Below are 1124 nucleotides of genomic sequence, written 5' to 3' on the forward strand. Positions count from 1 at the left end.
TGCTGGTGGGGATTTCAGACAGAATGGCACCTTCACGTATTTCGTTCGAGCAGGAACGATCCGAGCAAGTGATAGCGTAGAGCTCATCGCACTTGATGCTCCAAACGGTAGAGAACTTGATCGAAAACCAGTACGTATTGCAAATACCCAAGGAACGATTACACCAGCGGATTATCGAGTAGAAGATACTAACATTACTGGAACGTATACAGGCGATGTAACAAGTGCACGTTTAATTGTCAATGGAAATATCGTTACGCCTGCTGGTGGGGATTTCAATCAGAATGGCACCTTCAGGTTCTTCGTTCGAGCAGGAACAATCCGAGCAGGTGATAGCGTAGAGCTCGTAGCACTTGATGCTCCAAACGGTAGAGAACTTGATCGAAAACCAGTACGTATTGCAAATACCCAAGGAACGATCACACCTGCCGACTATCGAGTGGGAGATACTCACATTACCGGAACATATACAGGCGATGTAACAAGCGCGCGTTTAATTGTCAATGGAAATGTCGTCACGCCTGGTGGTGGTGATTTCAGACAGAATGGTACCTTCTCGTACTTCGTTCGTGCAGGAGTCATTCAAGCAAGAGATACTGTGACATTAGTTGCGATGGACGCAAATGATCGCGAATTAAATCAAACAAATGTGCGTGTGAATCCAAACATCCAGGGAACGATTACATTAAATAGTTATACAGCAGGTGATGCGAATCTAACAGGAACCTTTACTGGCGATATCGCACGAGGACGTATCACTGTGAACGGTGTTGTTGGTATGTGGGGTGGTGATTTCAATCCGAACGGTACTTTCACATATTATGTTGGTAATCTTGGACTAACAGCGGGAGATCGTGTGACGTTAACGGGCTTCAGCTTGGACCATACCGAATTAGATGACAGTACGATAATAGTACAATAATCGATTTAATAGAAGCATAGTTCGTTATTCCTGCAAGATTTCTCTTGCAGGAATAACCTATTTTATAGAATGAAGGAGATATCTGATGAAAAAAATAATCATTGCTGGCAGTATAGCTGCCCTAACGGTTTTAGGTGCTTGTTCGGCGAATACAGATACGAAAGAGGAAACGAAGAAAGCGGCCACAGATACGAAAAAACCA

At 43.9% G+C, this 1124-nt stretch carries 1 protein-coding gene; it reads left to right on the forward strand.

Annotated features, from left to right (window positions below; genetic code table 11):
* A partial coding sequence (locus tag PGRAN_RS16905; protein ID WP_036068577.1) for an immunoglobulin-like domain-containing protein occupies nt 1–922 on the forward strand: 922 nt, incomplete at its 5' end.
* Nucleotides 923–1124: the final 202 nt, after the last annotated feature.

The sequence above is a fragment of the Listeria grandensis FSL F6-0971 genome, assembly GCF_000525835.1.
Lineage (GTDB): Bacteria > Bacillota > Bacilli > Lactobacillales > Listeriaceae > Listeria_A > Listeria_A grandensis.